Source organism: Arthrobacter sp. R-11 (assembly GCF_049913155.1).
In the GTDB taxonomy this organism is placed as follows: Bacteria; Actinomycetota; Actinomycetes; order Actinomycetales; family Micrococcaceae; genus Arthrobacter.
Window position 1 is genome coordinate 131,734 of the sequence record NZ_CP183979.1, and the last position, 25,172, is coordinate 156,905.

A 25,172-nucleotide genomic window follows, 5' to 3' on the forward strand; every position below is an offset into this window, starting at 1 on the left:
TGCCGCCGTCGCGGTTTAGTCGCTGTTTAAAGGGAGGCCGTCAGCGCACGCCCGCCATCAGCTTCTTGATGGCCGGGGTGCCCGCGGCAAGCGCCGCCGCGAGGACCACTGCGGCACCGCCCACGCCCACGAAGTACGGCAGCTCGTCTTTCGGGTTGTACAAGCCTGCGAGGATGCCCGCGAGGGTGGTGCCCAGGGAAACGGACAGGAAGAACAGCGCCACCATCTGGGTGTGGAAGGCCTGCGGGGCGAGCTTGGTGCTCACGGACAGGCCGATGGGGGAGAGGAACAGTTCCGCCAGGGTGAACAGGAACAGGATTCCCACCAGCGCCAGCAGCGGGGTCTTGCCCTCCCCGGCCAATGGGATGAAGGCCAGGAACGCCAGTCCCATCACCAGCAGGCCGGCGGCGAATTTCATGGGCGAGCTCGGCTGCTTATGGCCCAACTTGGTCCAGAGTGCGGCCATGACGCCGGCGAAAATGATGATGAAGACCGGGTTGATGGACTGCACCCACGCGGCCGGCATTTCCCAGCCGAACAGGCTGCGGTCCAGCTTCTCTTCGGAGTACACGGCGATGAACGTGAACTGCTGCTGGAACAGGGCCCAGAACGCGGCGGAGGCGATGTAGAGCGGAATGAAGGCGAGCACCCGGCTGCGTTCCACCGTGGAGACCTTGGGGCTGCGGAAGATCAGCACGAAATAGATCACCGAGGCGCCGATGGCGGCGTAGGCCATGGAACGGGCCAGGTTTCCGGCGTTGACGATTCCCGTGGCCAACAGCGCGGCGATGACGGCGGCGATGGCCAGGAAGATGAGTCCAAAGCGTCCGCGCTGGGCCGCGGGCAGCGGATTCGGCACATGGTGCGCTTCCTGCGGCAGCTTGCTGCGGTTGATCGCATAGATGCCCAGGCCGATCGCCATGCCAATCGCGGCGGCGCCGAAGCCCCAGTGGAAGCCGTTGCTTTCCTGCAGCCAGCCGGTCACCAGCGGGCCCACGAGTCCGCCGATATTGACGCCCATGTAGAAGATCGAGAAGCCGGCGTCGCGGCGGTCGTCCTTTTCCTCGTACAGCGTGCCCACCAGCGCGGTGGCGTTGGCCTTCAGGCCGCCGGAGCCGACTGCCACCAGCACCAGGCCGGCGATCAGGCCGGGGATGCCCGGCAGCAGGGCCAGGGCCACGTGCCCGGCCATGATCACGAGGGCGGAACCGAAGAGGATGCGCTCGGAGCCGAAGATCCGGTCAGCCAGCCAGGCGCCCAGGATCGTGGATAGGTACACGCCGCCGCCGTAGGCGCCCACCAGGCCGGCGGCCAGGGTCTGGTCGATGGCCAGGCCGCCCTGTTCGGCGGTGAAGTACATGTAGTAGAGGAGGATTCCCTGCATTCCGTAGAAGGAGAACCGCTCCCACATCTCTACGGAAAACAGGCTGGCCAGCATTTTTGGGTGGCCGAAAAAAGAGGTGTCCGCCGGGGTTTTGGCCGGGGACACCGTCGTTTGCGATGTGCTCATTTACACCATGCTGGCACTGAATGGTAGTCAATGTCACATTCTGGACGCCTGGGGTAAGGCAGGCAGAGGGCCCAAAGACTCCGTTCAGACGGGCAGGACGGGCGTTCCCCGCTGCTCCTCCACCTGCGCCGCGAGCTGCAGGAGCAGCAGCTCCGAGCCTGCCTTCCCGATCAGCTGGATGCCTGTCGGCAGACCGCCCTCAAGGCCTGTGGGGATGCTGACCGCGGGCAGTCCGCACACATTCACCATGGAGGACCAAGGCGCGAATTCGCACTGCCGGCGGTAGTCGTCGTCGGGATCGCCATCCCATTCGCCACCCGTGCCGCTGAACCAGCCCACTGGCCGCGCCGTCTGCGCGAGAGCGGGCGTCAGGATGACGTCCCATTGCCCGTATTGCGTGACGGTGTCTTCGCTGAAGCGGCGCAGGAAACTCACCGCCTCGGCCACCTTCCGGGCGCTGCGCTGCTGCGCCCGCTTCCGGAACGTCCGGGTGAGGGGCGTCAGGAGGGCCTCGCGCTGCGGCAGGATCCGTGCGCTTCCGACGCCGGAGGTCCAGGCCGCGGTGAACGCGTCCGGGTAGCGGTTGTCGTAGCGGACTGCCGCTTCGAAGACGGCGTGCCCGGCGGCTTCGAGGAGGGCGATGCCGCGGTTCAGCCCGGCGAGGGCCTCCGGGCCGGCTTCGAACGGGAAGATGCCGCTCCACGGGCTGTCCAGGCTGGCGCCGATCCGCAGCCGCGGCGGTTCCCGCCGGACTCCGGCAAGGTAACCGCCGTCGGGCCGGGACTCCCAGGGGACCAGCGCGTCCAGCATCAGGGCCGCGTCCGGCGCGTTCCGGGCCAGCGGCCCGGCCACCACCAGACGCGCAGCATCTCCGGGGCTTTCACCCGCCGGCACCAGCCCGCGCCCCGGTTTCAGGCCGACGATTCCGCAGGCCGCGGCGGGAATGCGGATGGAGCCGCCGCCGTCGCTGCCCGGGGCGAACGGCAGAAATCCCGCCGCCACTGCCGCGGCGCTGCCGCCCGAGGAGCCGCCGGAACTGCGGCTCAAGGCATGCGGATTGCGCGACGGCGGCGCGATCCGGTTCTCGCTGTAGGCCGTCAGTCCGAATTCGGGAACCTGGGTCTTGCCCAGCGAAATGGCTCCGGCGCCCTTGAGGGCCGCGGCCAGGGCGCCGTCCGCGGGCGCGGGCTTGTGGTCCAGGGCGGCGCTGCCGTGCGTGGTCACGACGCCGGCCACATCCGTCAGGTCCTTGAAGGCCAGGGGCACCCCGTGAAGCGGCGGCAATTCGGCGGGAAGGCGGCCCGCTTGCCGGAGCCGCGCGTGCAGGATGTCGGCATTACCGGCGTCGAGCAGGGCCTGCTCCGCGGTGACGGTGACGAAGGCGCCCAAGAGGTGGTTGCGGGCGGCGATCCGCGACAGGAAATGCGTGGTTACGTGGCGGGCGGAAAAGTCTCCTGCGGCGAGGCCGTCCCGCAGCGCGACGGCGCCGAGATCGTGCAACTCAGCCAAGGAAGCGCGGCTCCAGACGTTCTTCAGCCACGGCCCCAGCCGAGGCGGTGACCCGGTACGCGGCACGCCCCCGGGCCTCGGAGACCACCTCCGCAAGTTCCGTTCGGCGGTACACCAACCCGACGCCGTCGTCCGTGCAGTGCGTTTCGCCCAGCACGCCCTCGGAGACGAGGCGGTGGACCATAGGACGACGGCCGGCCTCCGAATCGAAGTGCACGCCGTTAGCATAGGGGAGCAGGGCGAGGCCGTTGGTGACTGGCTGCAGCCCGGGGCCGAAGGAATCGGTGGTGCCGCCCTGGAACCAGCAGATGGATCCGGCCGAGACGCCGGCAAGGACCACCCCGGCCTCCCATACCCGGCGGATCACCGCGTCCAGGCCGTGCGCCCGCCATACCGCCAGCAGGTTCACCACCGAACCGCCGTGCACCCACACCACGTCCTGTTCCAGCAGGTACGCCTCCGGGTCCTCCTGGTTGGGCATCGTGAAGAGGTTCAGGTGGCTCAGGTCGAAGCCGGCGGTCCGGGCAGCCTGGTCCATCTCCGCGGCGAACCAGCGCTGGTCCCCGGACGCCGTGCCGAGGTGCGCAATCCGCGGCGTCCGTCCGGACACCCCGGAAAGCTCGACGGCGTAATGCACCAGGCGGTCGAACTCCAGCCGGGTGCGCTGCCCTGGCTTGTAGCCGCCGGAGGTGGCCAGGATGGTGGGTGCTCCGGCGGGCATGGCAGGTCTCCTAGGCGTGTTCCGTTACCTTTCCCGCCCACCCTAGCGCCGGGGAACCGGAGCCGGAAGCGGGCCGGGGTCCCGGGCCGTAAGCTGGAAGGAGTCGAAGAGGAGTGTTAGGACCGATGAGCGATTTCGAAACAATCCCGGCAAGCGAAGTCCCGGAAGGCGCAAGCATCCTGGACGTGCGGGAGGAGTACGAGTGGGCGGCAGGCCATGTGGCCGGCGCGTTGCACATCCCGCTTGACCAGTTGCCGGAGCGCCTGGACGAGCTGGACGCCGACGAGGATCTCTTCATCATCTGCCGCACCGGCGGCCGTTCCATGCGGGCCGCCCAGTGGCTGGTAGGCCAGGGCTACTGCGCCACCAATGTCGCCGGCGGCATGGACATGTGGTTCGAAGCGGGCCGGCCGATGGTTTCGGACAACGGCCTGAAGCCCGTGGTCCTCTGACGCCCGTCAGCCAGCACATAACTACTAAGGAATATTCGATGTCGGCATCCGAGCTGCGCTACACCTTCCTGGGCCCGGAGGGCACTTTCACCGAGGCGGCCCTGCTGCAGGTTCCCGGCGCGGCCGAAGCCAGCAGGGTGCCGTGTTCCAGTGTGAACACCGCCCTGGAGCGGGTGCGCCAGGGCGAAGCTGACGCCGCGATGGTGCCGATCGAGAACTCGGTCGAAGGCGGCGTCACGGCAACGCTCGATGCCATCGCCACCGGCCCCGAGCTGCGGATCGTGCGGGAAGCAGTGGTTCCCATCACCTTCGTGCTGGTGGCCCGCCCCGGCGTGCGGATCGAGGACATCCGGCGGATCTCCACGCACGGTCACGCCTGGGCCCAGTGCCGCCTCTGGATCGAGGAAAACATCCCGAACGCGGAATATGTTCCGGGTTCATCGACGGCCGCTGCCGCCGTCGGACTCCTCGAAGACGAACGGCACTACGACGCCGCCATCTGCGCGCCGCTCGTGGCAGCCGAACGCCCCGGCCTGAACATCCTGGCCGAGAACATCGGCGACAACCCCGGTGCGGTGACCCGTTTCGTCCTCGTGTGCCGCCCGGGTCCGCTCACGCCCCGCACCGGCGCGGACAAGACCACCGTGGTGGTCCCGCTGCCCGAGGACCGGCCCGGTGCCCTCATGGAGATTCTGGACCAGTTCGCCTCGAGGGGAGTGAACCTCAGCCGCATCGAATCCCGCCCCACCGGCCAGTACCTGGGGCACTACTTCTTCAGCATCGACGCCGACGGCCACGCTGAGGACGCCCGCGTGGCTGACGCCCTGGCCGGCCTGCACCGGATCAGCCCCGCCACCCGTTTCCTCGGCTCCTATGCCCGTGCCGACCAGGAGAAGACCCCGGTTGTTCCGCACACTTCGGACGCCGCGTTTGCCGCTGCCCACGCCTGGGTAAACGGCATCCTGGCCGGTGCCCCCGGCGTGGTTCCGGGCCCCGAGGCTGCGCCGGTTATTTGACCGGGCGGCCCCCTACCGCCGGGTAAGAACAGTGCGTATGCTTGCCTGATCCACAACGGATGGACCATGCCCCAAACGGAGGGAGCGGGCCATGACAGACAAGAACAGCGACGCCGGCGGCCAGGGAATGATTGTCAACCCGAAGCCGACAGTGGAAAACCAGGACTGGGACGGGGACGACGCCGACCGCGCCGATCGCCTGCGCTTTGAAGAAGAGCAGGCCATGATCCGCGAGCAATCGGAGGCCCGGGCTGCGGCAAAGGCCGCGGCCGAGGCCAAGGCCCAGAAGGACGCAAGCTAAGCGCCGTCACGGTCCAAGCGTCGTCCCGAGGGACCCGACGCGAGCTTGCGAGTGTTGGGAAGGGACCTACGCGGCGCTAGCGGACGCGAACCAGCAGCGACCGCGCATCCACCTCGACGGTGACCTCGGTCGCCACGCCGGCGGGATCGCCGTCAAGCTGTGTAGCCATCGGCTCGGAACTGCGGATCACCACCTTGCCTGAACGGTAGAAATTCATCACCGGCAGGTTCCTGTTGTGCTTGAACAGCACCTTGGCGTACATCGCCAGCCAGCCGATGGCGCTGCGCGGGCTCATGACCACCACGTCCAGCATGCCGTCGTCGATCATCGCCTCGGGAATGAAATCGATGCCGCCAGGGATCAGCCCGCAATTGGCGAACAGCACGCTGCGGATTTTCCGGGATTGTTCGGGTTCGCCATCCAGGGAGATGCTGACGCGCTTCCGCCGCCCGGGCAGGTGCCGCACCCCGGCCTCGGTATATGCAAGCCAGCCCACGGCCTTCTTGAGACCCGCGTTCGTGTCGCCCACCACCTCGGCGTCCAAGCCCATGCCCGCGATGACCAGGAAGACGTGTTCGGAGGATTCGCCGGTGAGGCTGTTGGTGATGCCCATCCGGGCGGTGTCGATGTAGCGCTGGTGGCCGAACAACGCCGTGTGGATGCTGCCGCGGAGGTCGCCGACGTCCAGGTCGATGTTGCGGGCCAGCAGGTTCCCGGTCCCCAGCGGAACCAGTCCCATCGCGGTGGTGGTCCCGGCGAGGGCCTCGGCCACCACCCGCACGGTGCCGTCGCCGCCTCCCACCAGGACGACGTCGGCCCCATAGTCCAGCGCCGCGCGGGCCTGGGCATGGCCGGGGTCGTCGGCAGTGGTTTCGAGGAAGAGGGGCTCGTCCCAACCTGCCAGCTGGCAGGCGTCCAGGATCTCCCGGCGGGCCTCCTGCGAACGGCTCTTCACCGGGTTCAGAACCACGACCACCCGCTGTGCGCCGGGCATGGCCTTGTGTGATTCGCCGCGGACGGCGCTCCTGCTGTGCCTGGCCTTGAGTCGGCGCGCACCCCACCAGCTGGAGACAAGGAAAACCAGCATGCCCCCAGCGAGAACCGCGTAAAGGATCCAGTCGCCCATGATGCTCCAAGACTATCCCGGCGCGCCGCCCTTCCGGACCGCTCGACGGCGGGCCGGCCACCGCCGTCGTGCAACCTGGCAGGCAGAAGGGGCGGCACAGCGCAATGACCACGGAGGGTGCCCGCTATTCGATACCCTTGTCAGGTGATCGACGTAAAAGACCTCAGCGAAAACCCGGACAAGTTCCGCGCCAGCCAGCGCGCCCGCGGAGCGGACGAGTCCCTGGTGGATGCGATCGTCTCCGCCGATGCGGAACGCCGCGCCGCGCTGATCCACTTCGAGACCCTGCGCGCCGAGCAGAACGCCTTCGGCAAGAAGGTCGCCCAGGCCAAGGGCGAGGAGAAGCGGGCCCTGCTGGCCGAGGTCAAGGAACTCGCCAACGCTGTGAAGGCTGCCTCGGCTGATGCCGACGCCGCCCAGGCCAAGCACGACGAACTCCTGCGCATCATTCCCAACCTCATCGTCGACGGCGTGCCCGCAGGCGGCGAGGACGACTTCGTGGTGGTCAAGACGGTCGGCACCCCGCGCGAATTCCCGGACTTCGAGCCGAAGGACCACCTGGAAATCGGCGAGCTCATCGGCGCGATCGACATGGAACGCGGCGCCAAGGTTTCCGGCGCACGCTTCTACTTCCTTCGCGGCGTGGGTGCCCGCCTCGAAATGGCGCTCCTGCAGATGGCCATGGACCAGGCGATCGAGGCAGGCTTCGTCCCGATGATCACCCCCACCCTGGTGCGTCCGGAGACCATGCAGGGCACTGGTTTCGATGTGAAGCACGACGCCGAGATCTACCGTCTCGCCGAGGACGACCTTTATCTTGTGGGCACCTCCGAGGTGGCCCTGGCCGGCTACCATGCGGACGAGATCCTGGACCTCTCCGGCGGCCCCATCCGCTACGCCGGCCAGAGCTCCTGCTACCGCCGCGAGGCTGGTTCGCACGGCAAGGACACCCGCGGCATCATCCGCGTCCACCAGTTCAACAAGGTGGAGATGTTCATCTACACCACAGTGGAAGAGGCCGAGGCCGAGCACGAACGCCTCCTCGCCTGGGAAGAGGAAATGCTGGCCAAGTGCGAGCTGCCCTACCGCGTGATCGACACTGCCGCCGGCGACCTCGGCATGTCCGCGGCCCGCAAGTTCGACTGCGAAGCCTGGGTTCCCACGCAGCAGGCCTACCGCGAGCTCACCTCCACTTCCAACTGCACCACCTTCCAGGCGCGCCGCCTGAACGTGCGCGAACGGGCTTTCACCGAGGACGGCACGCCCAAGGGCACCCGCTCGGTCGCCACCCTGAACGGCACCCTTGCGACCACCCGCTGGATCGTGGCCATCCTGGAGCACCACCAGAACCCGGACGGTTCGGTCAGCGTGCCCAAGGCGCTGCAGAAGTACTTGGGCGGCCTCGAGGTTCTCCCGGTCCTGTAGCTTCCGGCGTCCTGACCCGGCGCCGCCAAGTCTTCACGGTGAATTCACCCTCTGCTGTGGTGACGGTCCTAGTGGCTGTCAGGGGGCTCTGCGACACTAAGGACCATGACTATTTTGACTGACTCTTCAGTCGCTGGCATCGATGACCAGCGGAACCCAAACCACAAGCTCATGATCGCCCTGGATGTTGACGGCACCTTGGTGGACCACGACGGCCACATGTCGCCCGGCGTCCGCGAGGCCGCACGGGGCGTGGTCGCGGACGGCCACGACGTCCTCATCGCCACCGGCCGTTCGCTGAACGCCACCCTGCCGGTGATCGAACAGATCGGCCTGGAACGCGGCTACGCGGTGTGCTGCAACGGCGGCGTGACCCTGCGCCTGGACCCGGCCTTGGACGCCGGATACGAGATCATCCACAAGGCCACCTTCGATCCCGCTCCGGCCCTCAAGGCCCTCCGCGAACGGCTTCCTTCCGCGAAGTACGCGCTGGAGGACGAAGAAGGCAACTTCCTCTCGACCGAACGATTCCAGGACGCCAGTTTCGGCGTCGAGGCCGTCGGCGTCGATTTCCAGACCATGCTGGATGCGACCGCCGTCCGCGTCGTCGTCTTCAGCAGCGAGAACACGCCGGAGGAGTTTTCCTCCGCCATCCGGCACATCGGGCTTGCGGGGGTCACCTACTCCGTGGGCTGGACCGCCTGGCTGGACATCGCCGCCGCCGGTGTCACCAAGGCCAGCGCCCTGGAGCAGCTCCGCCGCCGGCTCGGCACCCACCGCAGCCACACGCTGGCCGTCGGCGACGGCCGCAACGACATCGAGATGCTCGAATGGGCGGGCCGCGGCGTGGCCATGGGCCAGGCGCCGGAGGAAGTGATCGCCGCCGCGGACGAGGTCACCGCGTCCGTGTACGACGACGGCGCCGCCAAGGTACTGCGCAGCCTCCTTCGCTGACGGCCGGTTCGCCGGACCCTGCCGAAGCTGCCCGGAGCGAGGCTACGTGAAATGGGTTGCGACGGGGCCGCCGCCGGCCGAGTCGACAATGGCCTGGGCTACGTCGCGCAGCTTGACGTTCCGGTTGCTTGAAGCCTTCTTGAGGATCTCCATGGCTTCAGCCTGGCTGCACCGGTTCTGGGCGATGATGATGCCGGTTGCGACGTCGATGACGGTCCGGGATGTCATCGCGGCCCGAAGGTTTGCCGCGGTTTGGCTTTGCTGCGCAATGAGGACGGCCAGGCGGAGTCCTTTTGACGCTTGTTGCACGTAGTCGCTTGCCCGTTGTACCGCTGCCTGGTCAAAGCCGTTTACGGTTTCGGAGTAAAGGTTCAGGCCGGCCTTGGCGGTATCGTCGGGGAGGTCGAACGGCAGGGCCAACACAGAGCGGATGCCGTTCCTGGCGGCCACCTCGGTGTACTCGGGCCAGGTGTTGTCCCTCTCAAGATCGGGGATGTGGACCTGGACTCCCTTCGAGGCGGCGGTGAGGCAGGGCCCTTCTGCGAACTGATATTGCAATTCATCGAGCATCAGGGCACGCTCGTCACTGCTGGCCACGGTCGCGGCAGAACGATGGCGAAGCACAGTGACCCCGCAGAAGACCCTGGCGCCGGGGGAACTGAGCATGGCTGCCGAGTGGCGCGCCAGCTCGGTAAGGAACGCTTCGACGTCGGGGGTATCGAGAAGGAGATCCTGGATGTCGGCGGCGACTAGCTGCGCATCGGGGGCTTGCTGGTCTTGCATGTGGATCTCCGATCCAGACTGAAGCTACCCTTCGAGCCTAGACCCAACAACCCCTTGAAAGCCATTGATAAGTATGCTTATCTTTTAGGGAGTCTTGCCACCGGCTCACCCTTCTTACGCGTAAAGCCAAGGGTGCAGCCAGATGCAACAAGCCCGGTCATTGCCGTCCCCCGAAAGTACCATAAGGCAGAGCTTCCGGGATGGTTTGGTGTTGGATCACCTGAATCTTGCGAAGTCGATCGCCTCCCGGTATTCGGCCCACGCCCACGACCTCGAAGATGTCCGCCAAGTCGCATACATGGGGTTGATCAAGGCGGCGCGTGCCTACGACGAGTCCAAGGGCGTCAGTTTTCCGGCCTACGCCGCTCCGACGATTGCCGGTGAGGTGAAGAGATACCTCCGGGACCACACCTGGGTGGTGCGGCCGCCGCGTTCCGTCCAGGACATGCGGCGCCAGGTGCTGGCCCGAACCGAGGAAATGACCCAGGCTTTGCGGCGCACCCCGTCACCGGAGGAAGTCGCGGCAGACTTGCGCATGGATTCCTGCCAAGTGCGCGAAGCCCTGCTGGCCGGCACCAGCAAGCGGCCCGATTCGCTGGACGTCCCCGCGGCCGACGAGCGGGATTGCCTCCACGGTATTGTGTCCGCGGAAAGTCCCGGCGACCGCCTCGAGGACATTCTTGCCCTGCGGAACGCGATCCGAAGCCTCTCCGCCGGTGACCGCCGTTTGTTGTACCGGCGCTACTACTTGGAAGAGACGCAGTCCGCCATCGCCGAGGCGCTGGGGATGTCCCAGATGCAGGTCTCCCGGAAGCTCTCCAAGATACTGGTTGCGCTCCAGACCCAACTGCTCGACGACGGGGAAGCCCGCCTCCGCGACGGCGCTGTCCTCTAGCTTCGAGGTGCTCAGGCGCCAAGCCCCTCCACCGCGCGCAGGACATCCCGCACGCTGACGGCCAGGAGCGCGGGATCCGGATCGGATGTGAAAACGTCGCCGCGCCGGAGCCCGGCGTCCGTCAGTACCACGTGCGGCCCCGGCGGCGGACCCCATTCTTCCGCGGGCGCGGGCCCGAAGAGGACCACCGACGGCCGCGCATACGCGGAGGCCAGGTGCGCGGCACCGGTATCGGCCGACACCACCAGCCGGGCCTCGGCGATGGTGGCCGCAAACCCGGCCAGCCCCAGCCGCCCGGCCAGCACGCCGCCGTCGAGGTCTGCTCCCTTGAGCTTGGCCAGAGCGGCAGCCTCCTCGGCGCGTCCACGCTCGGAAACGCCGCCGGTGAATACCACTTCGTGCCCGGCCCTCGTCAGCTCAGCGGCCACTTCGGCGAACCGTTCGACGGGCCAGAACCTGCTGCCGGAGGACGCGCCGACGTGGATGACCGTGGCGCCCGGCCGCGGAGAGGGGGCGGCAGGCGGGTCCAGGCGGTAGTCCAAGGGGTCGGCATCGATCCCGTGCCACGCGAGGAGCCGCGTCCACCGCTCGCGTTCCGGGATTCCGGTGGTCCACTCGGGGCCGTCAATGCCGGGACCGCGGTGCGCGAGGATCCGCCTGGCGTCCAGCTCCGCGAGGCGTTGCCGGCTTCCGGGTCCGTTCCCGTGCAGGTTCACTGCCACATCGACCACACCCGGAGGGATGGCCAAGGGGGCGTCGAGGCCCGGCGTCGGCAGGAGGTGGAGGCCGCCGACGAGCTCCACCGCCTCGGCCACCCAGGCAGGCGCGGCGTAGAGGATGCGGTGCCCGGGAAAGGCACGCTTCAGGCCGCGCAGCGCGGGAACGGCAACCAGAAGGTCGCCGAGTTTCAGCGCGCGAAGCACCAGCAGAACCGGTTGTCCGTGGTCTTCGACAGTTTCCAAGGGGGCCTCCCGGTAGGAGTCTAGCCCCACGGAACTTTCTCGCCGCCGCTGTGTTTAGCGCGCTGCGAAGTGGGGAACGTTGCGGGTATGGGAGGAACCGGAACGTTGAAAGCGGTGCTGTTCGACCGCGATGGGACGCTCGTCATTAACGTGCCGTATAACGGCGACCCGCGACTGGTGCGGCCCATGGGCAGTGCCCTCCCGGCTGTGGCGCGGGCACGCCGGGCCGGGCTGGCCACAGGTGTGGTCAGCAACCAGTCGGGCGTTGCCCGGGGCCTGTTGACGCTCGACCAAGTGCATGCCGTCAACCGGCGCGTGGATGAGATCTTGGGCCCGTTCGATGTGTGGCAGGTGTGCCCGCACGCCATGGAGGACCGCTGCGCGTGCCGCAAGCCTGCACCCGGGATGATCCTGGGCGCCTGCCGGGCTTTGGGCATCGAACCCTCGGAAGCGGCGGTGATCGGCGACATCGGGGCGGACCTTGGCGCCGCCAAGGCGGCCGGTGCCCGTGCCGTCATGGTCCCCACCGCGCTGACGCGCCAGGAGGAAATCGAGGCCGCGGACGTGGTGGCCAAGGATCTTTGGCACGCCGTAGGGCTGCTGCTGGGCGGCCTCGCATGAGCCGCGTCCTGGTGGCCCGGCTGGACAGCATGGGCGACGTGCTCGTTTCGGGGCCGGCCGTGCGCGCCGTCGCCAACGGAAGCAGGCCGGACGGCAGTCGTCCCAACGACGTCGTGCTGCTCTGCGGGCCGGAAGGAACAGCCGCCGCGGAGATGCTCCCCGGCGTCAAGGAAGTCCACACGTGGTCCTGCCCCTGGATCGTGAACCCGCCGCCGGAGGTCACCGCCGGGGTGGCGAACAGCCTGGTTGATTTTGTCCGCAGTTCCCGGATTGAGGAAGCCGTGATCCTCACCTCCTTCCACCAGTCGCCGCTCCCGCTGGCGATGCTCCTGCGCCTGGCCGATGTCCAACGGATCACGGGGGCCTCCACGGATTTCGCGGGGTCCTTGTTGGATGTCCGGCTCACGCCCGGCGAAGACTTTCCCGAAGATCAAGCCGAAACGGCCCGCGCCCTGGCCATCGCGCAGGCTGCCGGTTTCGAGCTTCCGGACCGCGACGACGGCAGGCTCCGCGTCACGCCGACGTCCGACGATCTTGCCAGGGAGCTGTCCGACGACGGCCCCTACGTCGTGGTCCACCCCGGCGCGGCCGCCCCGGCGAGGGCCTGGCCGGCGTTCCATCACGCAGCCGCAGTGGAACTCCTCGAAGCCCACGGCCACCGCGTAGTCGTCACCGGAAGTCCGGCCGAAGCCTCCCTCACGGCGACAGTGGCAGGACCTTCCGCCCGCAACCTGGGCGGCAGAACCAGCCTGCGCACGCTCGCAGCGGTACTGGACGGGGCCGCCGTCGTGGTCACCGGCAATACGGGGCCTGCGCATCTCGCCGCAGCCGTCGGGACGCCCGTGGTGTGCCTCTTCGCACCGGTGGTCCCGGCCATCCGGTGGGCGCCATACGGGGTGCCGCTGGAATTGCTGGGCGACCAGGAAGCAGGCTGCAAGGACACCCGGGCACGGAAGTGTCCCATCCCCGGGCACCCTTGCCTGAGTTCAGTGACTCCCGAACAGGTCCTGGAGGCCGTGACGCGCCTGCTGGGCGGCGTCTCCTCCCTGGCCACCCGACGGAAGGTGCGGAATCCATGAGAATCCTGGTGTGGCATGTCCATGGCGGATGGATGGAAGCATTCGTCAGGGGACAGCATGAATACCTCCTCCCGGTGGAGCCCGACGGCGGCCCCTGGGGTTTGGGGCGCGGCGGCCGTGAGTGGCCGGCCACCGCGCAGGAGATAGACCTCGCAACCATCGATCCGGACAGCGTGGACGTGGTGGTCCTGCAGCGGCCCGGGGAGATCACGGCCGTGGCCCGGGCCCTCGGGCGCCGGCCCGGACTCGACCTGCCGGCCGTCTACCTGGAGCACAACACCCCCAAGGTCGGCGTCCCGTGCACGCGGCACCCGATGGCGGAGCAGCACACCATTCCCGTGGTCCACGTGACCCATTTCAACCGGCTGCTCTGGGACACCGGCTCGGCCCGCACCAAGGTGATAGAGCACGGCATCCCCGACCCCGGACGGCTCTACACCGGCGAACGCGAAGAGATGGGCGTGGTGGTGAACGAGCCCCTGAGGCGCGGCCGGGTGACGGGCACGGACCTGCTGCCCGGTTTTGCCGGCGCGGGGCCGCTGCGCCTGTTCGGAATCGGGACGGAGGCTTTGCCCGCGGCCTTGGACCTCGGCGGCTGGGAGCGCAGCGGGGAACGACTCCGCGTCGTAGGGGACGTTCCGGCCCCGCAGCTCCACCGTGAACTTGCCCGCTGCCGGCTCTACCTGCACCCCTTCCGCTGGACATCCTTGGGGCTTGCCCTCCTGGAGGCGATGCACCTGGGCATGCCCGTCGTGGCGCTTGGCACCACGGAGGCGCACCGTGCGGTGCCACGGGGCGCCGGACTGGTTTCCAACGACGTCGACGAACTGCAGGCTTTCGCGCGCCGGCTCCTCGCCGACCCGGACGATGCCTACGCCATGGGGCTGGTGGCCCGGGAGGCGGCGCTGGACCGCTATGGCCTGGGGAGGTTCCTCAACGCCTGGGACGAACTCCTGGCCGAGCTCGGCACGGGCCGCAGGCAACACCGCCAGCCTTCAGAGAGGACACACCGATGAAGATCTCCATGGTTTCCGAACATGCCAGCCCCTTGGCTGCGCTGGGCGGCGTGGACGCGGGCGGCCAGAACGTCCATGTCGCAGCACTCTCTTCGAGCCTCGCCAACCGCGGCCACCACGTCACCGTATACACGCGTCGCGACGATCCGGACCTTCCTGCAAAGGTGCACGTGGCTCCAGGACTCACGGTTGTCCACGTGGACGCCGGCCCCGCACGCCACATCCCCAAGGACAGCCTGCTGCCCTTCATGGGTGCGCTCGCGGAAGGCATCGGCGCGGACTGGGCGGGCAATGTTCCGGACCTTGTCCACGCGCACTTCTGGATGTCCGGCCTCGCTGCCATCCAGGCCGCCCGGAGGGTCCGTGCGGCGGACCCGGTTCCGGTGGTCCAAACCTTCCACGCCCTGGGGTCCGTCAAGCGCAAGCACCAAGGCGCGGCCGACACCAGCCCGGCGGCGAGGGCCTGGCTGGAACCCTGGGTCGGTCGCACGGCAGATTGGGTCATCGCCACCTGCCCTGACGAGGTCTTCGAACTCAAGGCGCTGGGAATCGGCAAGTCCAAGGTGTCAATCGCCCCGTGCGGCGTGGACCTGGCACTCTTTGGCGCCGTGGCCGACGCCGAGGCCAAACCCCGGCGCCACCGCATCCTGAGCGTCGGGCGCCTGGTGCCGCGCAAGGGCGTGGACCTGGTGATCCAAGCGCTCCCGCTGCTCGCACAGGCCGGTTTCCACGACGTCGAACTCCTGATCGTCGGCGGTTCAGGCGACGCGCTGTCCCTCGAGGACGACCCGGAAGCCCGGCGGCTCCGCTTGCTGGCCAAGGAGCTCGGCGTGGAAGACCAGGTGACCATGCGCGGCCAGGTTCCCCGTGATGCCATGCCAGGCATCTTCCGCAGCGCCGACGCCGTGGTTTGTGCCCCCTGGTATGAACCGTTCGGCATCGTCCCCCTGGAGGCCATGGCCTGCGGCGTGCCGGTGGTGGCGGCCGCCGTCGGAGGGCTGCGGGAGACCGTCGTCGACCAGAAGACGGGCCTGCATGTCCCGCCCCGCGATCCGCAAGCGATCGCCGACGCCGTGGCGCGGCTCCTCGCCGATCCTGCGCTCCGCGCCGACATGGGGCGCGCCGGAACCCGGCGCGCCCGCTCCCGCTACTCATGGGACCGCGTCGCGGCCGACACCGAGAAGGCGTACTGGTCCGTCCTCGCCGCCGGACTGCCGCGGCAGGCGGCCGAACGCCTCGAACCCCTGGAAGGAACGGCAAGATGACCATCATCAAGGCCCCCGCCACCCCCGCCGCGCCCGGCGCGCCCGGCGCCGTCCCGGATGCCGAGGTGTCCACCCACTTGGACAACGTCATCCCGGCCCTCGAATCCCTGCGTTCGCAGGCTGGCCGTTTGTCGGGGTGGGGAACCGAACTCGCGGTCCGGCTCCTGGCCGGGCAACGGCTGCTGGCCGCCGGCAACGGCGGCTCGGCGGCAGAAGCCCAGCACCTGACGGCCGAACTCGTCGGCCGGTTCGACGCCGAGAGGGCGCCCTTTTCGGCCATTTCACTCCACGCCGAGACCTCCGCGCTGACCGCAGTCTCCAATGATTACGGATACGAGGAAGTGTTCGCGCGCCAGGTCAGGGCGCACGGCCGGGCCGGGGACGTCCTCATCCTGCTGTCCACGAGCGGGCGGAGCCCCAACCTCCTTAAAGCCGTCCGCGCTGCCAATGAAGGCGGCATCGCCACGTGGGCACTCACCGGCCCGGGACCCAACCCGCTGTCCGAGGCCTGCGAGGAGGCCGTGACGATCGACGCTATCGCCGCCAACGCCCAGGAAGGGCACCTGATCGCCGTCCATGCGGTGTGCCGCGCCTTTGATGCGGAGGTCGCCCGGCGGTCCGGCGCGCTACCCGGCACAGCCCGGTGGGTCCGGCCATGAAAGTGACGGTGGTAGGTGACCTTCTCCTGGACGTCGACATCAACGGCACCGCCACCCGGCTCAGCCCGGACGCGCCGGTTCCGGTGGTCGACGTCGCCGGGATCCGGCGTCGGGCCGGCGGCGCGGGGCTCGTCGCCACGCTCCTGATGCGGGATGGCCACGACGTCGCCCTGGTCACCGCGCTGTCGGACGACGACGGCGCGCGCCACCTGAGGCGGGCGCTGGCCGGTGTGGAGCTGCTCGCCGGACCCCCGCTCGCCCCCACGCCCACCAAGACCAGGGTCCGGATCGGGTCCCACCCGATGGTCCGCTTCGATGAAGGGTGCGCGCCCGCCCCCGCACCGGCTGCCACCGCCCAAATGCTTGCCGCTGTTGATTCGGCGGAAGCCATTGTGGTGGCCGACTACGGGCGGGGCATCACCTTCAACGCGGACATCCGGGCGGCGCTGGGTGGCGCGGCCCGCCGGGTCCCGGTGGTGTGGGACCCCCACCCGGCCGGTTCGGAGCCGGTGCCGGGGACCGCCGTCGCGACGCCCAACCTCGCCGAGGCGATCGGCTTGGTGAAAACGGCCGGAGCGGATCCTGCCGGGGCCGATGCCGCGAAGGCCGGGAAGCGGCTGCTGGAACGCTGGGGGTGCGACGCCGTCCTGGTCACCCGGGGCGAAGCGGGGGCAGTGCTCGTCGATGGGAAACGGGATGCCGTCAGCATCCCTGCGCCGGCGACTCCGGTAAGCGATCCCTGCGGGGCCGGTGACCGCTTGGCGGGCAGCCTGGCCGTGTACCTGGGGCTCGGAATGGACCTTCCGGACGCGGCCGCCCGGGCCGTGGGGGACGCCTCCCTGTTCCTGGCTGAGGGGGGAGCGGCGTCCCTCGTGATGGAGGCAGGCGGGACGGGTACCGGGCCGGAGGGCGCTGCTCCCGACCGCGTCGCTGCCGACGGCGCCGCTGCCGACGGCGCCGCTCCCGACCGCGTCGCTGCCGACGGCGCCGCTGCCGACGGCGTCCGGCTCGCCAGGGCGGTTCGCGCCGCCGGCGGAACGGTCGTCGCGACCGGCGGCTGCTTCGACCTCCTGCACGCCGGCCACGCCCGCACCCTGGCCATCGCCCGGAGCATGGGCGATTGCCTCATCGTTTGCCTGAATTCCGACCGATCCGTTCGCCGGCTCAAGGGGCCGCACCGGCCGATCGTGAGCATGGAGGACCGCGCCGAACTGCTGCTTGCGTTGTCCTGCGTGGACGCCGTCGTCGTCTTCGACGAGGACACCCCGGAGGCCTGCCTGGAAAAGCTCCGGCCCCACATCTGGGTCAAGGGCGGCGACTACGGACCCGAAGAACTGCCGGAGACCCGCCTTTTGGCCGGCTGGGGAGGACGATGCCTCACCGTGCCGTTCCACCCCGCGCGATCCACCAGTGGCTTGGCTGAAGCACTCGCCAAAGTCGGCTGAATCCACCCTTTCGGAATGAAGGACCAAGCAAGGAAAGGAACGGCATGAAAAAGCAAGCACCCGGCCGCGTCATCGTGACCGGAGGTGGCTCCGGCCTGGGCGCCGCGATCGTCGAAGTCATCCTCGACGCCGGAGGGACGCCCTTCGTCTTCGACCGCGACATTAGCAACGTGAGCGGCGCGAAGGCATTGCAGGTGGACGTTTCCGACCGGGACGCCGTGGAAGGAGCAGTCAAGGAGGCAGCCGAAATCCTCGGAGGCCTCGATGGCGTGGTGACGGCAGCCGGCATCGACCGCTGCGGCAAACTGGGCGACGTCCCCGCGGAGGACTGGGAAAAAGTCATCTCAGTAAATCTGCTGGGCACCGTCTCCGTAGTGCGCGCCGCGCTACCGTACCTCAAGGAATCCCGCGGCCGTGCCATCACCATCGCGTCCACGCTCGGCCTCCGTGCATTTCCGGACGCCACGGCGTACTGCGCCTCGAAGTTCGGCGTGATCGGGTTCAGCCGGGCGCTGGCTGCGGAAACCGGGGGAGTTATCGGCGTCACCACCATCATCCCGGGAGGCATGAAGACGCACTTCTTCGACGAACGCGATGACCAGTACAAGCCGCAGGACGACTCCAAGCTCAACGATCCCGTCAATGTGGCACACGCGGTGGTGTTCGCGCTGTCCCAGCCCATAGGCAGCGAGGTCCGCGAACTGCTGATCTGCCCGGCGGAAGAAGGATCGTGGCCATAAAGTCCCCGAAGTGCGGTTGAAGCCACGACGAAGGGGTACAAACCCATTGATAGTAATCATGCTTACTATCCCGGCTGCTGTCCGCAGCCTGCCAACTGTGGAAAGAGAGCGACAATGACTGAGAGCCAATCGCCGCAGGACGGAAGCTTCGCGGCGCCACAGACAGGTGTCCCCGCTGGGACCGGACCTTACTCCGGAAGCTACGTGGACACGCCAATTGAAATGGAGACGGACTCTGCCGCCCCCGGTTACCAAGCCGGAGCAGACTCCCCTGCCCGCCCTGTGGAAACCGCCAAACAGGAAGCTGCCGGCGTCGCGGAGGCGGCCAAGAATGCCGCCGGCGGCGTGGTTGACGTTGCGAAGACCGAGGCCTCGCATGTGGCCCAGGATGTCAGGATGAATGCCCGGCAGCTGCTCACGCAGACCAAAGGCGAACTGGCGGAACAAGCTGCAATCCAGCAGCAGCGCGTGGCCGAAGGCCTGTGGTCCATCTCCGACGAGCTGTCCACCATGGCCAAGGCCTCCCAGGACGGCGGCGTGGCCACGGACCTGGTCCGGCAGGCAGCCCAGCGTTCTTCCTCCGTGGCCGCATGGCTGGAAAACCGGGATCCGGGATCACTCCTGGACGAGGTGAAGAGCTTTGCACGCCGCAGGCCCGGCGCGTTCCTCCTGCTGGCTGCAGGCGCGGGCGTGCTCGTAGGACGGCTCGGCCGTGGCATGGCGGAGAACGCATCGGCTGATTCCGTGGACACCATGGCTGCCAACCCGGATGCCGGCTATTACCCAAGCGCAGGCGGCGCCGTGCCGCCGCCCCCTGTGGATCTGCCGGGGCCCGAAACCACCACTGCCGGGTACGGAACTCCGTACGGCACAGCGGACGCCGGCAGGGTCAAGGCCCATGGTGACCCGCTCGCGGGATCCCTTGACCCGGACAGCCCGGAATACGGAGGTCCCCGATGAGCAGTCCCGCGGACCTGCCTCCCACCGAAGCCCACATCAAGGCGGAAACCATGCCGCTTGGAGAGCTGCTGAGTGACCTGACGCGTGACGTCTCCGTGCTGATGCGCCAGGAAGTGGAGCTGGCCAAGGCGGAGCTCAAGGAATCAGCCACCAAGGCCGGAAGGGGCGCCGGGATGCTTGCGGGGGCCGCCTGGGCCGGGCACCTCGCCGTGCTGTTCCTTTCGCTCGCCGTGTGGTGGGCCCTTGGCCAGCTCATCACGCCGGGCTGGTCCGCCGTCGTGGTGGCAGTCGTTTGGGGCATCGTTGCGGCCGTGCTCGCCAGCATGGGCCGCAGGGAACTGAAGACCATTAACGGCATGCCGCGCACCGCGGAGACAGTCAAGGAAATACCTCCAACCTTCAAACCGAATACCGAGGAGACACGATGACCCAGAACCCGGACGCCCTGCGCGCCGACATCGAAGAAACTCGCAGGCGGCTCAGTACGAACGTCGATGCCGTGGCGGACAAGGTCACGCCGTCGCACATCGTCAACAGGCGCGTGGACAGGATCAGGACCGCCGTCTTCGGTGCCCGCGACGACGTCCAGCATGCAGCGGCCGACGCCGCCCATCACGCCCAAGACGCCGTTTCCGGGGTCGTCTCCGAAATCGGCGACGCGCCCCGGATGATTACGCGGAAGGCTCAGGGCAGCCCCGTTGCCGCGGGCCTGATCGCTTTCGGCGCCGGCCTGCTGGTGTCAGCCCTGATCCCGCCGTCGGAGAAGGAACGCGAGGCAGCCCAAGCGGTAAAGGAAGCGGCACAACCGCTGACCGAAGAGCTGGGTCGTGCCGCGCAGGACGTCGCCGAGCACCTCAAGGAACCGGCACAGGACGCTGTGCAGAACGTCAAGGACAGTGCCATGGAGGCTGCCGCCAACGTCAAGGACGAGGGCCAGGCCGCAGCTGCCGATGTCCAGGACCGCGCCTCCGCCGCCAAGGACAACCTCGGCGATCACTGAGACCCTGCCCCTGAGTCGCAGCCGCCGTTAGCCCTCCCGATGGCAAGGCTGCGACTCAGCCGCGGGAGCGTGCGGGAGCATAGCGCGGGGCGCCTCAGCGCACCTCGAGGATGAGCGAGAGCAACCTCGCCGCGGCCGGGCGGGCAGCGTGTTCCTCGATCCATTGGGCCCGGGCCAGGGCCTTGCTGACGGCCTGCGTGGTGATGCCAAGTTCCTCGGCCACGGCTTTCTGCTGGCCCCGGACTCCAGGCGTCAGGAGATCCAGTACCCGCCATTCGGCGGCGGTGCGGTGCTGCACAACGTGTCCCAGCAGGCGCAGCACGGCCTCGGATTCGGCCGCCAGCGCGGCCACTGGCCCCTCGACCGCCACGGTCACCCGGTCCTTGCCGCTGCGCAGCCGGTCAACGGCGCGCCGCGCATAGACCAGCCCGTGCCCGGAGGCGTCCTTGATCTGGTTGGGCAGCGGCTCGTTCACCGGTCCGACGCCGATCCCCACGTACCAGTGTCCGCCGCGGAGGGCGATCAACGCGACCTCCACCGCCTGGTGCGGGCAGTCCACGATTCCCTGGACCTCGTCCTCTACGGAGCGATCGAAGTCCAGCCGCGCCGGAATGTGCCGCAGCTCCTTCAGTAGCTGCGGCACGAGGTCGCCGTCGTTGCGACTGTCGCGTTGATTGATGGTCAGCGTGAACATGTGGATCACAGCCTACCGGCAGGTAGTTGCGCGGCAAACGCGGGGAAACACAGCGTCACCGGGCTGGATCGGGCGAGTGTCAGTCCAGGCTCGTGCGGGTACTCACGACGGCAGGCGGCAGCGCCCGGGACGCGACGCGGGCGGCGTCGGGCACGCCGGCGTCCAGCATCGCCCGCTGCATTGCCAGCACGAGAGGGGCGGTTTCGCCCTTGCTTTCAAAGAGCCAGAACCCGCCGGAAGCGCGGAAGACCAGGGCGTTCCTTCCGGAAACGCCGAGAGACGCTTTCCTGCCCGCTGCGAGCATCCGGGAGGGGGTGGTGCCTTCCGCGGTGGTCACGGCCTTGATTGTTGTGGCGTCGATGTCCGCCCAGCGGAAGACCCGGGTGGTGTGTTTCTGCGCAAAACGCGCCGCGAGGCCGCCCTCGAAAACGAGCAGCTTGCGGAAACTCATCAGCAGCGTCAGTGACCACAGCACCAGGCCCGTGAGCGCGCTGACCAGCACGTACATCGGAAGATCGGTGAAGAGGCCCGGCTCGCGGCTGGACCGGGGAGTCACGAACTCGCCGACGGTGCCATAGGCAAATCCGACGGCCAAGCAGGGCAGCAGCGCCTTCCAATACACCTTGCTGGAAATGGCCACAAAGCGCAGCGGGCCGAGCTCGTGGCCAAGCCTGCGCTCGGCGCGCCGGACCAGCCAGCTACGGCCGTGCATCGGGCTGCCGGCCGTAAAGCTTGGGCAGGCCCTGCCGTTCGGCCTCGGCCGCGCCGGCTGCCTCGGACTCGGCGGAGGCTTCGGCTGCGGCCTTCGGATCCGGGACAGGGGACTGGCCGCGGGCCAGTCCGGAGCGCAGGTCGATGGCCGTGAACTTGGCTTCGAAGCTGTCGCCGCCGCTGCCGCTGAACGCCGCGGCGATCGTCAGGACAACGTAGAGCGGGGCGAAGGACCAGCAAACAGCCCGCCAGCCGCCCAGCCAGGCGCCGGAAGTGGTGCCGTCGGTGATGCGGACACCCCGCATGCCGGAGGCAGCATCGCCCAGCCCGCCGAAGGCTCCGCAGACCATGCCGTAACCGAAGAGCACCAGGAACCAGATCGCCGCTACCACCCCGTAGAACGCGCCCGTGCTGGAGGCGAGCGTGTAGGAGAGCGAGCCCAGGGCGTAGTTCTGTACCAGGCTGTTGAAGACAACTATCAGGAGTCCGGCCACGGCGAGGACCACCAAGGCATCGAGGACCCTTCCCCAAAAGTGGGGCCAGCCCGCCTTGCGCACGTAGTAGCTGCCGGTCTCGGTGTGGCGCCGCACGGGCAGGCCGTTGGAAGCGTCGACAAGGCCGGTGGACTGCGGGTGTTTCTTGGTGCTCATGAGGGACTTTCGGGACGTCGGAAACGGGCGGGTGGCTAGGACAGGCCTGCGAGGCCGCCGAGGATCCCGGCCAGTGTCTGCCGTGAGGCTTCCCGCAGTTCCAAGGAGACAGAGTCGCCATGGGTGGTGGGTGTCAGCAGGTGGACGGAGTCCGGGCCCGTGTAGACGGTGACGGTAGGGAAGTCCTCGGTGTCGGAGCTGAAGGCAACCACGTTGCTCGCGGCGCGCGTGTCGGCCAGGGCCGTCGGCGCGCTGGCCTCGAATTCTGCCTCGCTGTAGGAGACGGCTTCGGTGTCGCGGGCAGCGGATCCCTCGGGATCGACGAACTCCGCCAGACGGTCCGCCAGCGACCGGCGGGCGACTACGGTGAAACCGTGGAGGCCGCCGTCGTCCACTTCCTCCACCAGGACGCCCTCGGCGTGAACGTAGGCGTAAAGCCAGCGCCGGCCGGTGGAGACGGTGCGTTCAATGGAGACGACGGTGCTCCCGCTGCGGCGCAAGGTGAGCGCCCCGGTGATGTCCTCGGTGGCGTGCAGCCGTGTGGGCTCGGTTTCGCCTTCAAAGATCACAGGGTAGACAAGCTCCTTGGCCAGGAGTCCACGCAGCGCCACCGCGCACATGACATCCTTGCTGGCCTCCTGGGCGGTTAGCCACGGCAGGGCGACGATCTGCTCGCGCTGGACGCCGTCCAGGGCCACGACTTCCTCGTCCGTCAGCGTGGGCAGGGCAAAGCCGTCGTCGGACGCCTTGCCCAGGACAGCAGCCGCGCAGCGGACGTCGCGCTCGGTCCAATTGATCGTGTTTGTAGTCATCCGAAAATCCCTCCGACGAACTTACCGACTGATTTGGCCGCGTTACTGACCCCGTCTGCAACCTTAGTGCCAACGTCTTTGGCGAACCCCGCCACCTCCCGGGCCCCGTCGGCGATATAGCTGCCGGGGTTCCTGGCGAAGTTGCTGATGGAATCCCAGTTGTCCGCCACGAGGTTGCCGAGTGCCCAGGCGCCGGCAACGAGTCCCGCCCCGACCACGATCGGGGCGCCGATCGGTCCCAGCATTGCCGCGCCGCCGGCGGTCATGAGCATGATGCTGCCGACGCCACCCACCACGGAGAGGCCGCCGGCAACCCGGTCTCCGGTGCCGCGCCAGCCGTCATGCTCGGGGCTGATCATGTCGCTGATGCCGCCCACGATGTTCAGGGGCGCCGCGAACGCTCCGGCCATGCGCAGGCCCTTGGAGAACTTGGACGCGTCCTGGAAGGCCTGGCTATAGGGGATGTTCGCTTTGAGGTCGGAGATGACGTCCGTGATTTTGCCGCCGCTGCGCAGCGAATCGAGGGCCTCGCGGAGCACGGTGCCGCCGGCGCGCCAATCGGTGAGGATTTCCTTCGTCTTGGCGAACTCCTGCCACCCCAGTTTCCCCAGCTTGTATGCCTGCCACAGCTGGGCGCCGACCTCCTTGGCGCCGGAGGCGGTGTCATACACGTCCATGAGGACTCCCACGGAGCTTTCGCCGCTCTTGTGGCTGGCGTACTCCTGCTGGTTGGCGTTCTTTTTCAGTTCGCTCGCGCCCGAGCGCAGCATTGACGCGGCCTTGATGAGGCTTTGGCGGTGCCTGCCGTTCCAGTCGCTCTTGAAGTGGGCGGCGTCCTGGCCTTTCCAGGCCGTGCTGGAGTTGATGAGCTGGGTCAGCTGCGAGCCCTGCAAGGCAATTGTGTCTGCAGCCTTGCCCATGATTCCGGCCAGCGACCGCAGCTGCGCGACGTCGGCTCCATAGAATCCCGCCATCCGGATTCCCCCGTTCTCCGTGGTTTTTGGTCAGTTCCAACCCAGCCTATGGACCGTCCCTTCGCCGCGTCGATGGGGATCCCTCCCCATATGGACAGCGCTTAAACAGCGACGGCGGCAGCCCAGGTCCCATGGAACCCGGCCTGCCGCCGTCGTGCAAGTCAAAGCGGCGGGAGGGAGGCGTCAGTGGCCTTCGGCCTCGAAGCGCTTGATGGACGCTTCCAGCTCGGCTTCGGCTGCTGCGCGGTCGGCCCAGCCTTCGGCCTTGACCCATTTGCCGGGCTCGAGGTCCTTGTAGCGGGTGAAGAAGTGCTCGATTTCCTTGATGAGGAATTCGCTGACGTCCGAGACTTCCTGGATGTGGTCGAAGCGCGGGTCCGCGGGAACGCAGAGGACCTTGGCGTCTCCGCCGCCGTCGTCGGTCATGTTGAAGACGCCGATCGGGCGGGCCTCGACGATCACGCCGGGGTGCAGGTCGAAGTCCTGCAGGAGCACCAGGGCGTCCAGCGGGTCGCCGTCCTCGCCCAGGGTGTTCTCGAAGAAACCGTAGTGGGTGGGGTACTGCATGGACGTGAACAGGATGCGGTCCAGGCGGACGCGGCCGGTCTCGTGGTCAACTTCGTACTTGACGCGCGATCCCTTCGGGATCTCGATGGTGACGTCATGCTTCATGGAATGCTCCTTGACGGTATTGGCGTGGGCGCGGCAAAAGAACGGCCGGCGCCGCCGACTACTATTGAGGATATAGCGAGAGGTCCACGTTTCTTGAACCGGGGGACATCCAGGACGTTAAGGACCACAGCGACATGAAGGCCCAAATGCAGGCTGCCGTGCCGGAACCCGAAGGAAATGACCAGGGGAAGCCGGCCGCCCCGGCCCCGGACAAACCGCG

At 68.2% G+C, this 25,172-nt stretch carries 28 protein-coding genes; 16 read left to right on the forward strand and 12 right to left on the reverse strand.

Features of this window, described 5'->3' with window-relative positions; all coding sequences use genetic code 11:
- Positions 1–40: 40 nt before the first annotated feature.
- The 3 genes from ACN9M4_RS00650 to ACN9M4_RS00660 form a co-directional block, all read right to left on the reverse strand.
- Positions 41–1,510 carry a peptide MFS transporter gene (locus ACN9M4_RS00650; protein WP_426301386.1) on the reverse strand — a complete coding sequence of 490 codons (1,470 nt, stop codon included), beginning with the start codon at positions 1,508–1,510 and terminating at the stop codon, positions 41–43.
- A gap of 84 nt (positions 1,511–1,594) precedes the next feature.
- Positions 1,595–3,019: an amidase gene (locus tag ACN9M4_RS00655; RefSeq protein WP_426301388.1), complete on the reverse strand. Its 1,425-nt coding sequence runs from the start codon at positions 3,017–3,019 to the stop codon at positions 1,595–1,597.
- Complete coding sequence (locus tag ACN9M4_RS00660; RefSeq protein WP_426301390.1) at positions 3,012–3,740, reverse strand: Type 1 glutamine amidotransferase-like domain-containing protein; 729 nt, start codon at positions 3,738–3,740, stop codon at positions 3,012–3,014. Before ACN9M4_RS00660 ends, ACN9M4_RS00655 begins: the two co-directional genes overlap by 8 nt.
- A gap of 125 nt (positions 3,741–3,865) precedes the next feature.
- On the opposite strand from ACN9M4_RS00660, the gene ACN9M4_RS00665 reads away from it, so the two are divergent.
- The 3 genes from ACN9M4_RS00665 (at position 3,866) to ACN9M4_RS00675 (ending at position 5,509) form a co-directional block, all read left to right on the forward strand.
- Positions 3,866–4,192 carry a rhodanese-like domain-containing protein gene (locus ACN9M4_RS00665; RefSeq protein WP_426301392.1) on the forward strand — a complete coding sequence of 109 codons (327 nt, stop codon included), beginning with the start codon at positions 3,866–3,868 and terminating at the stop codon, positions 4,190–4,192.
- A gap of 38 nt (positions 4,193–4,230) precedes the next feature.
- Entirely contained in the window at positions 4,231–5,208 is a 978-nt protein-coding gene (gene pheA / locus ACN9M4_RS00670; RefSeq protein ID WP_426301394.1) for a prephenate dehydratase, read from the forward strand.
- Positions 5,209–5,299: 91 nt separating this feature from the next.
- On the forward strand, positions 5,300–5,509 hold the full coding sequence (locus ACN9M4_RS00675; protein ID WP_426301396.1) for a hypothetical protein: 210 nt from the start codon (positions 5,300–5,302) through the stop codon (positions 5,507–5,509).
- A 76-nt stretch (positions 5,510–5,585) separates the two neighbouring features.
- Here ACN9M4_RS00675 and ACN9M4_RS00680 read toward each other — a convergent pair whose 3' ends face one another.
- On the reverse strand, positions 5,586–6,635 hold the full coding sequence (locus ACN9M4_RS00680; RefSeq protein ID WP_426301398.1) for a diacylglycerol/lipid kinase family protein: 1,050 nt from the start codon (positions 6,633–6,635) through the stop codon (positions 5,586–5,588).
- 144 nt (positions 6,636–6,779) lie between these two features.
- On the opposite strand from ACN9M4_RS00680, the gene serS reads away from it, so the two are divergent.
- Both serS and ACN9M4_RS00690 read left to right on the forward strand, forming a co-directional pair.
- Complete coding sequence (gene serS, locus ACN9M4_RS00685; protein ID WP_426301400.1) at positions 6,780–8,060, forward strand: serine--tRNA ligase; 1,281 nt, start codon at positions 6,780–6,782, stop codon at positions 8,058–8,060.
- Positions 8,061–8,165: 105 nt separating this feature from the next.
- A complete protein-coding gene (locus tag ACN9M4_RS00690; RefSeq protein WP_426301402.1) occupies positions 8,166–9,014 on the forward strand; it encodes an HAD family hydrolase in 849 nt (282 codons plus the stop codon).
- 42 nt (positions 9,015–9,056) lie between these two features.
- Here the strand turns inward: ACN9M4_RS00690 and ACN9M4_RS00695 are convergent, their stop codons facing one another.
- On the reverse strand, positions 9,057–9,797 hold the full coding sequence (locus tag ACN9M4_RS00695) for a GAF and ANTAR domain-containing protein (RefSeq protein ID WP_426301404.1): 741 nt from the start codon (positions 9,795–9,797) through the stop codon (positions 9,057–9,059).
- A 208-nt stretch (positions 9,798–10,005) separates the two neighbouring features.
- Between ACN9M4_RS00695 and ACN9M4_RS00700 the strand changes: the two genes are divergently transcribed.
- The gene (locus ACN9M4_RS00700; RefSeq protein WP_426301406.1) at positions 10,006–10,692 is read left to right on the forward strand and encodes a sigma-70 family RNA polymerase sigma factor; all 687 of its coding nucleotides are present in this window, start codon (positions 10,006–10,008) and stop codon (positions 10,690–10,692) included.
- Positions 10,693–10,703: 11 nt separating this feature from the next.
- On the opposite strand, the gene ACN9M4_RS00705 is transcribed toward ACN9M4_RS00700, so the two are convergent.
- Entirely contained in the window at positions 10,704–11,654 is a 951-nt protein-coding gene (locus ACN9M4_RS00705; RefSeq protein ID WP_426301408.1) for a glycosyltransferase family 9 protein, read from the reverse strand.
- 87 nt (positions 11,655–11,741) lie between these two features.
- Between ACN9M4_RS00705 and ACN9M4_RS00710 the strand changes: the two genes are divergently transcribed.
- The 10 genes from ACN9M4_RS00710 to ACN9M4_RS00755 all read left to right on the forward strand — a co-directional run bounded on the left by ACN9M4_RS00710 (position 11,742) and on the right by ACN9M4_RS00755 (position 20,439).
- Positions 11,742–12,275 carry a D-glycero-alpha-D-manno-heptose-1,7-bisphosphate 7-phosphatase gene (locus tag ACN9M4_RS00710; protein ID WP_426301410.1) on the forward strand — a complete coding sequence of 178 codons (534 nt, stop codon included), beginning with the start codon at positions 11,742–11,744 and terminating at the stop codon, positions 12,273–12,275.
- Positions 12,272–13,354: a glycosyltransferase family 9 protein gene (locus ACN9M4_RS00715; protein ID WP_426301412.1), complete on the forward strand. Its 1,083-nt coding sequence runs from the start codon at positions 12,272–12,274 to the stop codon at positions 13,352–13,354. Before ACN9M4_RS00710 ends, ACN9M4_RS00715 begins: the two co-directional genes overlap by 4 nt.
- Positions 13,351–14,370, forward strand: a complete 1,020-nt coding sequence (locus ACN9M4_RS00720; protein WP_426301414.1) for a glycosyltransferase — start codon at positions 13,351–13,353, stop codon at positions 14,368–14,370. The genes ACN9M4_RS00715 and ACN9M4_RS00720 overlap by 4 nt, the downstream gene beginning before the upstream one ends.
- Positions 14,367–15,635: a glycosyltransferase gene (locus tag ACN9M4_RS00725; protein ID WP_426301416.1), complete on the forward strand. Its 1,269-nt coding sequence runs from the start codon at positions 14,367–14,369 to the stop codon at positions 15,633–15,635. Before ACN9M4_RS00720 ends, ACN9M4_RS00725 begins: the two co-directional genes overlap by 4 nt.
- Positions 15,632–16,294, forward strand: a complete 663-nt coding sequence (locus ACN9M4_RS00730) for a D-sedoheptulose-7-phosphate isomerase (RefSeq protein ID WP_426301418.1) — start codon at positions 15,632–15,634, stop codon at positions 16,292–16,294. Before ACN9M4_RS00725 ends, ACN9M4_RS00730 begins: the two co-directional genes overlap by 4 nt.
- Positions 16,291–17,739, forward strand: coding sequence for a PfkB family carbohydrate kinase (locus ACN9M4_RS00735; RefSeq protein WP_426301420.1), 1,449 nt, complete (start codon positions 16,291–16,293; stop codon positions 17,737–17,739). The genes ACN9M4_RS00730 and ACN9M4_RS00735 overlap by 4 nt, the downstream gene beginning before the upstream one ends.
- Before the next feature lie 44 nt (positions 17,740–17,783).
- Positions 17,784–18,479 carry an SDR family oxidoreductase gene (locus tag ACN9M4_RS00740; protein WP_426301422.1) on the forward strand — a complete coding sequence of 232 codons (696 nt, stop codon included), beginning with the start codon at positions 17,784–17,786 and terminating at the stop codon, positions 18,477–18,479.
- 114 nt (positions 18,480–18,593) lie between these two features.
- Positions 18,594–19,439: a hypothetical protein gene (locus tag ACN9M4_RS00745; RefSeq protein WP_426301423.1), complete on the forward strand. Its 846-nt coding sequence runs from the start codon at positions 18,594–18,596 to the stop codon at positions 19,437–19,439.
- Positions 19,436–19,867: a phage holin family protein gene (locus tag ACN9M4_RS00750; RefSeq protein ID WP_426301425.1), complete on the forward strand. Its 432-nt coding sequence runs from the start codon at positions 19,436–19,438 to the stop codon at positions 19,865–19,867. The genes ACN9M4_RS00745 and ACN9M4_RS00750 overlap by 4 nt, the downstream gene beginning before the upstream one ends.
- Entirely contained in the window at positions 19,864–20,439 is a 576-nt protein-coding gene (locus tag ACN9M4_RS00755) for a DUF3618 domain-containing protein (protein ID WP_426301427.1), read from the forward strand. Before ACN9M4_RS00750 ends, ACN9M4_RS00755 begins: the two co-directional genes overlap by 4 nt.
- A 94-nt stretch (positions 20,440–20,533) precedes the next feature.
- Here ACN9M4_RS00755 and ACN9M4_RS00760 read toward each other — a convergent pair whose 3' ends face one another.
- From ACN9M4_RS00760 to ACN9M4_RS00785, 6 genes are all read right to left on the reverse strand, one after another.
- Positions 20,534–21,133 (reverse strand): hypothetical protein, encoded by a 600-nt coding sequence (locus ACN9M4_RS00760; protein ID WP_426301429.1) that lies wholly within the window; start codon positions 21,131–21,133, stop codon positions 20,534–20,536.
- A 79-nt stretch (positions 21,134–21,212) separates the two neighbouring features.
- A complete protein-coding gene (locus tag ACN9M4_RS00765) occupies positions 21,213–21,845 on the reverse strand; it encodes a hypothetical protein (protein WP_426301431.1) in 633 nt (210 codons plus the stop codon).
- A complete protein-coding gene (locus tag ACN9M4_RS00770) occupies positions 21,832–22,494 on the reverse strand; it encodes a hypothetical protein (protein WP_426301433.1) in 663 nt (220 codons plus the stop codon). The genes ACN9M4_RS00765 and ACN9M4_RS00770 overlap by 14 nt, the downstream gene beginning before the upstream one ends.
- Positions 22,495–22,529: 35 nt before the next feature.
- Positions 22,530–23,306 carry a hypothetical protein gene (locus ACN9M4_RS00775; RefSeq protein ID WP_426301435.1) on the reverse strand — a complete coding sequence of 259 codons (777 nt, stop codon included), beginning with the start codon at positions 23,304–23,306 and terminating at the stop codon, positions 22,530–22,532.
- The gene (locus ACN9M4_RS00780) at positions 23,303–24,280 is read right to left on the reverse strand and encodes a WXG100 family type VII secretion target (protein ID WP_426301437.1); all 978 of its coding nucleotides are present in this window, start codon (positions 24,278–24,280) and stop codon (positions 23,303–23,305) included. The genes ACN9M4_RS00775 and ACN9M4_RS00780 overlap by 4 nt, the downstream gene beginning before the upstream one ends.
- 183 nt (positions 24,281–24,463) lie before the next feature.
- Positions 24,464–24,952 carry an inorganic diphosphatase gene (locus ACN9M4_RS00785; RefSeq protein WP_070348382.1) on the reverse strand — a complete coding sequence of 163 codons (489 nt, stop codon included), beginning with the start codon at positions 24,950–24,952 and terminating at the stop codon, positions 24,464–24,466.
- Positions 24,953–25,172 lie beyond the last annotated feature (220 nt).

Bases quoted from the DNA above. Each gene is read 5' to 3' on its own strand.
- ACN9M4_RS00775 (WP_426301435.1), bottom strand. From the start codon at position 23,306: ATGACTACAAACACGATCAATTGGACCGAGCGCGACGTCCGCTGCGCG.
- ACN9M4_RS00680 (WP_426301398.1), bottom strand. From the start codon at position 6,635: ATGGGCGACTGGATCCTTTACGCGGTTCTCGCTGGGGGCATGCTGGTT.
- ACN9M4_RS00735 (WP_426301420.1), top strand. From the start codon at position 16,291: ATGAAAGTGACGGTGGTAGGTGACCTTCTCCTGGACGTCGACATCAAC.
- ACN9M4_RS00745 (WP_426301423.1), top strand. From the start codon at position 18,594: ATGACTGAGAGCCAATCGCCGCAGGACGGAAGCTTCGCGGCGCCACAG.
- ACN9M4_RS00715 (WP_426301412.1), top strand. From the start codon at position 12,272: ATGAGCCGCGTCCTGGTGGCCCGGCTGGACAGCATGGGCGACGTGCTC.
- ACN9M4_RS00770 (WP_426301433.1), bottom strand. From the start codon at position 22,494: ATGAGCACCAAGAAACACCCGCAGTCCACCGGCCTTGTCGACGCTTCC.
- ACN9M4_RS00755 (WP_426301427.1), top strand. From the start codon at position 19,864: ATGACCCAGAACCCGGACGCCCTGCGCGCCGACATCGAAGAAACTCGC.
- ACN9M4_RS00690 (WP_426301402.1), top strand. From the start codon at position 8,166: ATGACTATTTTGACTGACTCTTCAGTCGCTGGCATCGATGACCAGCGG.
- ACN9M4_RS00720 (WP_426301414.1), top strand. From the start codon at position 13,351: ATGAGAATCCTGGTGTGGCATGTCCATGGCGGATGGATGGAAGCATTC.
- ACN9M4_RS00710 (WP_426301410.1), top strand. From the start codon at position 11,742: ATGGGAGGAACCGGAACGTTGAAAGCGGTGCTGTTCGACCGCGATGGG.
- ACN9M4_RS00750 (WP_426301425.1), top strand. From the start codon at position 19,436: ATGAGCAGTCCCGCGGACCTGCCTCCCACCGAAGCCCACATCAAGGCG.
- ACN9M4_RS00760 (WP_426301429.1), bottom strand. From the start codon at position 21,133: ATGTTCACGCTGACCATCAATCAACGCGACAGTCGCAACGACGGCGAC.
- ACN9M4_RS00665 (WP_426301392.1), top strand. From the start codon at position 3,866: ATGAGCGATTTCGAAACAATCCCGGCAAGCGAAGTCCCGGAAGGCGCA.
- ACN9M4_RS00695 (WP_426301404.1), bottom strand. From the start codon at position 9,797: ATGCAAGACCAGCAAGCCCCCGATGCGCAGCTAGTCGCCGCCGACATC.
- ACN9M4_RS00765 (WP_426301431.1), bottom strand. From the start codon at position 21,845: ATGCACGGCCGTAGCTGGCTGGTCCGGCGCGCCGAGCGCAGGCTTGGC.
- ACN9M4_RS00780 (WP_426301437.1), bottom strand. From the start codon at position 24,280: ATGGCGGGATTCTATGGAGCCGACGTCGCGCAGCTGCGGTCGCTGGCC.
- ACN9M4_RS00675 (WP_426301396.1), top strand. From the start codon at position 5,300: ATGACAGACAAGAACAGCGACGCCGGCGGCCAGGGAATGATTGTCAAC.
- ACN9M4_RS00740 (WP_426301422.1), top strand. From the start codon at position 17,784: ATGAAAAAGCAAGCACCCGGCCGCGTCATCGTGACCGGAGGTGGCTCC.
- ACN9M4_RS00785 (WP_070348382.1), bottom strand. From the start codon at position 24,952: ATGAAGCATGACGTCACCATCGAGATCCCGAAGGGATCGCGCGTCAAG.
- pheA (WP_426301394.1), top strand. From the start codon at position 4,231: ATGTCGGCATCCGAGCTGCGCTACACCTTCCTGGGCCCGGAGGGCACT.
- ACN9M4_RS00725 (WP_426301416.1), top strand. From the start codon at position 14,367: ATGAAGATCTCCATGGTTTCCGAACATGCCAGCCCCTTGGCTGCGCTG.
- ACN9M4_RS00660 (WP_426301390.1), bottom strand. From the start codon at position 3,740: ATGCCCGCCGGAGCACCCACCATCCTGGCCACCTCCGGCGGCTACAAG.
- ACN9M4_RS00650 (WP_426301386.1), bottom strand. From the start codon at position 1,510: ATGAGCACATCGCAAACGACGGTGTCCCCGGCCAAAACCCCGGCGGAC.
- ACN9M4_RS00730 (WP_426301418.1), top strand. From the start codon at position 15,632: ATGACCATCATCAAGGCCCCCGCCACCCCCGCCGCGCCCGGCGCGCCC.